At 49.3% G+C, this 5,237-nt stretch carries 2 tRNA genes and 3 rRNA genes; all 5 read left to right on the top strand.

The features are described 5' to 3' along the window. Positions 1 to 59: 59 nt before the first annotated feature. Positions 60 to 131: transfer RNA gene (locus SORDD15_RS09620), tRNA-Glu, on the top strand. A gap of 228 nt (positions 132 to 359) precedes the next feature. Next, positions 360 to 1,907, top strand: a 16S ribosomal RNA gene (locus SORDD15_RS09625). Between the two features lie 51 nt (positions 1,908 to 1,958). After that, positions 1,959 to 2,031 (top strand) — tRNA-Ala (locus SORDD15_RS09630). Between the two features lie 121 nt (positions 2,032 to 2,152). Further along, positions 2,153 to 5,055 (top strand): 23S ribosomal RNA (locus tag SORDD15_RS09635). A 76-nt stretch (positions 5,056 to 5,131) separates the two neighbouring features. Then, positions 5,132 to 5,237 (top strand): 5S ribosomal RNA (gene rrf / locus SORDD15_RS09640); the annotation flags it as partial.

A 5,237-nucleotide genomic window follows, 5' to 3' on the forward strand; every position in this document is an offset into this window, starting at 1 on the left:
AAAAAAGTTCTTGACAAAGGTAAAAAAGTAGGTATAATAGAAAGAGTTGAAAAGCTCAAGGTCCGTTGGTCAAGGGGTTAAGACACCGCCTTTTCACGGCGGTAACACGGGTTCGAATCCCGTACGGACTATGGTGTATTGCGGTTAAAAAAACTTGAAAAAAGTTTAAAAAATCTGTTGACAGAGACAGATGGCTGTGATATACTAATATAGTTGTCGCTTGAGAGAATAAGTGACAAAGACCTTTGAAAACTGAACAAGACGAACCAATGTGCAGGGCACTATAACAGATGTTATAGTACTGAACAATGAAAAAACAATAAATCTGTCAGTGACAGAAATGAGTGAGAACTCAAACTTTTAATGAGAGTTTGATCCTGGCTCAGGACGAACGCTGGCGGCGTGCCTAATACATGCAAGTAGAACGCTGAAGAGAGGAGCTTGCTCTTCTTGGATGAGTTGCGAACGGGTGAGTAACGCGTAGGTAACCTGCCTGGTAGCGGGGGATAACTATTGGAAACGATAGCTAATACCGCATAATAGTAGATGTTGCATGACATTTGCTTAAAAGGTGCAATTGCATCACTACCAGATGGACCTGCGTTGTATTAGCTAGTTGGTGAGGTAACGGCTCACCAAGGCGACGATACATAGCCGACCTGAGAGGGTGATCGGCCACACTGGGACTGAGACACGGCCCAGACTCCTACGGGAGGCAGCAGTAGGGAATCTTCGGCAATGGACGGAAGTCTGACCGAGCAACGCCGCGTGAGTGAAGAAGGTTTTCGGATCGTAAAGCTCTGTTGTAAGAGAAGAACGAGTGTGAGAGTGGAAAGTTCACACTGTGACGGTATCTTACCAGAAAGGGACGGCTAACTACGTGCCAGCAGCCGCGGTAATACGTAGGTCCCGAGCGTTGTCCGGATTTATTGGGCGTAAAGCGAGCGCAGGCGGTTAGATAAGTCTGAAGTTAAAGGCTGTGGCTTAACCATAGTACGCTTTGGAAACTGTTTAACTTGAGTGCAAGAGGGGAGAGTGGAATTCCATGTGTAGCGGTGAAATGCGTAGATATATGGAGGAACACCGGTGGCGAAAGCGGCTCTCTGGCTTGTAACTGACGCTGAGGCTCGAAAGCGTGGGGAGCAAACAGGATTAGATACCCTGGTAGTCCACGCCGTAAACGATGAGTGCTAGGTGTTAGACCCTTTCCGGGGTTTAGTGCCGCAGCTAACGCATTAAGCACTCCGCCTGGGGAGTACGACCGCAAGGTTGAAACTCAAAGGAATTGACGGGGGCCCGCACAAGCGGTGGAGCATGTGGTTTAATTCGAAGCAACGCGAAGAACCTTACCAGGTCTTGACATCCCTCTGACCGCTCTAGAGATAGAGTTTTCCTTCGGGACAGAGGTGACAGGTGGTGCATGGTTGTCGTCAGCTCGTGTCGTGAGATGTTGGGTTAAGTCCCGCAACGAGCGCAACCCCTATTGTTAGTTGCCATCATTCAGTTGGGCACTCTAGCGAGACTGCCGGTAATAAACCGGAGGAAGGTGGGGATGACGTCAAATCATCATGCCCCTTATGACCTGGGCTACACACGTGCTACAATGGCTGGTACAACGAGTCGCAAGCCGGTGACGGCAAGCTAATCTCTTAAAGCCAGTCTCAGTTCGGATTGTAGGCTGCAACTCGCCTACATGAAGTCGGAATCGCTAGTAATCGCGGATCAGCACGCCGCGGTGAATACGTTCCCGGGCCTTGTACACACCGCCCGTCACACCACGAGAGTTTGTAACACCCGAAGTCGGTGAGGTAACCATTTGGAGCCAGCCGCCTAAGGTGGGATAGATGATTGGGGTGAAGTCGTAACAAGGTAGCCGTATCGGAAGGTGCGGCTGGATCACCTCCTTTCTAAGGATAAGGAACTGCACATTGGTCTTGTTTAGTCTTGAGAGGTCTTGTGGGGCCTTAGCTCAGCTGGGAGAGCGCCTGCTTTGCACGCAGGAGGTCAGCGGTTCGATCCCGCTAGGCTCCATTGGTGAGAGATCACCAAGTAATGCACATTGAAAATTGAATATCTATATCAAATAGTAACAAGAAAATAAACCGAAACGCTGTAGTATTAAAAGAGTTTATGACTGAAAGGTCAAAAATAAGGTTAAGTTAATAAGGGCGCACGGTGGATGCCTTGGCACTAGGAGCCGAAGAAGGACGTGACAAACGACGATATGCCTTGGGTAGCTGTAAGTAAGCGATGATCCAGGGATTTCCGAATGGGGGAACCCAACAGGTACTACCTGTTACCCGCATCTGTTAAGGATGTGAGGAGGAAGACGCAGTGAACTGAAACATCTAAGTAGCTGCAGGAAGAGAAAGCAAAAGCGATTGCCTTAGTAGCGGCGAGCGAAACGGCAGAAGGGCAAACCGAGGAGTTTACTCTTCGGGGTTGTAGGACTGCAATGTGGACTCAAAGATTATAGAAGAATGATTTGGGAAGATCAGCCAAAGAGAGTAACAGCCTCGTATTTAAAATAATCTTTGTACCTAGCAGTATCCTGAGTACGGCGGGACACGTGAAATCCCGTCGGAATCTGGGAGGACCATCTCCCAACCCTAAATACTCCCTAGTGACCGATAGTGAACCAGTACCGTGAGGGAAAGGTGAAAAGCACCCCGGGAGGGGAGTGAAATAGAACCTGAAACCGTGTGCCTACAACAAGTTCGAGCCCGTTAATGGGTGAGAGCGTGCCTTTTGTAGAATGAACCGGCGAGTTACGATATGATGCGAGGTTAAGTTGAAGAGACGGAGCCGCAGGGAAACCGAGTCTGAATAGGGCGCTTTAGTATCATGTCGTAGACCCGAAACCATGTGACCTACCCATGAGCAGGTTGAAGGTGCGGTAAGACGCACTGGAGGACCGAACCAGGGCACGTTGAAAAGTGCTTGGATGACTTGTGGGTAGCGGAGAAATTCCAAACGAACTTGGAGATAGCTGGTTCTCTCCGAAATAGCTTTAGGGCTAGCGTCGACATAAAGATTCTTGGAGGTAGAGCACTGTTTGGGTGAGGGGTCCATCCCGGATTACCAATCTCAGATAAACTCCGAATGCCAATGAATTATGGTCGGCAGTCAGACTGCGAGTGCTAAGATCCGTAGTCGAAAGGGAAACAGCCCAGACCACCAGCTAAGGTCCCAAAATAATTGTTAAGTGGAAAAGGATGTGGGGTTGCACAGACAACTAGGATGTTAGCTTAGAAGCAGCTATTCATTCAAAGAGTGCGTAATAGCTCACTAGTCGAGTGACCCTGCGCCGAAAATGTACCGGGGCTAAAACAATTTACCGAAGCTGTGGATACCTTTATAGGTATGGTAGGAGAGCGTTCTATGTGTGAAGAAGGTATACCGTGAGGAGTGCTGGAACGCATAGAAGTGAGAATGCCGGTATGAGTAGCGAAAGACAGGTGAGAATCCTGTCCACCGTAAGACTAAGGTTTCCAGGGGAAGGCTCGTCCGCCCTGGGTTAGTCGGGACCTAAGGAGAGACCGAAAGGTGTATCCGATGGACAACAGGTTGATATTCCTGTACTAGAGTATGTAGTGATGGAGGGACGCAGTAGGCTAACTAAAGCAGACGAATGGAAGTGTCTGTCTAAGCAGTGAGGTGTGATATGAGTCAAATGCTTATATCTATAACATTGAGCTGTGATGGGGAGCGAAGTTTAGTAGCGAAGTTAGTGACGTCACACTGCCAAGAAAAGCTTCTAGCGTTTAAACATACTCTACCCGTACCGCAAACCGACACAGGTAGTCGAGGCGAGTAGCCTCAGGTGAGCGAGAGAACTCTCGTTAAGGAACTCGGCAAAATGACCCCGTAACTTCGGGAGAAGGGGTGCTGACTTTAGGTCAGCCGCAGTGAATAGGCCCAAGCAACTGTTTATCAAAAACACAGCTCTCTGCTAAATCGTAAGATGATGTATAGGGGGTGACGCCTGCCCGGTGCTGGAAGGTTAAGAGGAGTGCTTAGGAGTAATCCGAAGGTATGAATTGAAGCCCCAGTAAACGGCGGCCGTAACTATAACGGTCCTAAGGTAGCGAAATTCCTTGTCGGGTAAGTTCCGACCCGCACGAAAGGCGTAATGATTTGGGCACTGTCTCAACGAGAGACTCGGTGAAATTTTAGTACCTGTGAAGATGCAGGTTACCCGCGACAGGACGGAAAGACCCCATGGAGCTTTACTGCAGTTTGATATTGAGTGTCTGTACCACATGTACAGGATAGGTAGGAGTCTACGAGATCGGGACGCCAGTTTCGAAGGAGACGTTGTTGGGATACTACCCTTGTGTTATGGCCACTCTAACCCGGATAGGTTATCCCTATCGGAGACAGTGTCTGACGGGCAGTTTGACTGGGGCGGTCGCCTCCTAAAAGGTAACGGAGGCGCCCAAAGGTTCCCTCAGAATGGTTGGAAATCATTCGCAGAGTGTAAAGGTATAAGGGAGCTTGACTGCGAGAGCTACAACTCGAGCAGGGACGAAAGTCGGGCTTAGTGATCCGGTGGTTCCGTATGGAAGGGCCATCGCTCAACGGATAAAAGCTACCCTGGGGATAACAGGCTTATCTCCCCCAAGAGTTCACATCGACGGGGAGGTTTGGCACCTCGATGTCGGCTCGTCGCATCCTGGGGCTGTAGTCGGTCCCAAGGGTTGGGCTGTTCGCCCATTAAAGCGGCACGCGAGCTGGGTTCAGAACGTCGTGAGACAGTTCGGTCCCTATCCGTCGCGGGCGTAGGAAATTTGAGAGGATCTGCTCCTAGTACGAGAGGACCAGAGTGGACTTACCGCTGGTGTACCAGTTGTCTTGCCAAAGGCATCGCTGGGTAGCTATGTAGGGAAGGGATAAACGCTGAAAGCATCTAAGTGTGAAACCCACCTCAAGATGAGATTTCCCATGATTTTATATCAGTAAGAGCCCTGAGAGATGATCAGGTAGATAGGTTAGAAGTGGAAGTGTGGCGACACATGTAGCGGACTAATACTAATAGCTCGAGGACTTATCCAAAGTAACTGAGGATACGAAGTGTGAGGTTTACTTGGTATTTGATAGATATTCAATTTTGAGTAGGTATTACTCAGAGTTAAGTGACGATAGCCTAGGAGATACACCTGTACCCATGCCGAACACAGCAGTTAAGCCCTAGAACGCCGGAAGTAGTTGGGGGTTGCCCCCTGTGAGATATGGAA

Origin of the sequence: Streptococcus oralis, assembly GCF_001578935.1 — a bacterium.
Classification (GTDB): domain Bacteria; phylum Bacillota; class Bacilli; order Lactobacillales; family Streptococcaceae; genus Streptococcus; species Streptococcus oralis_R.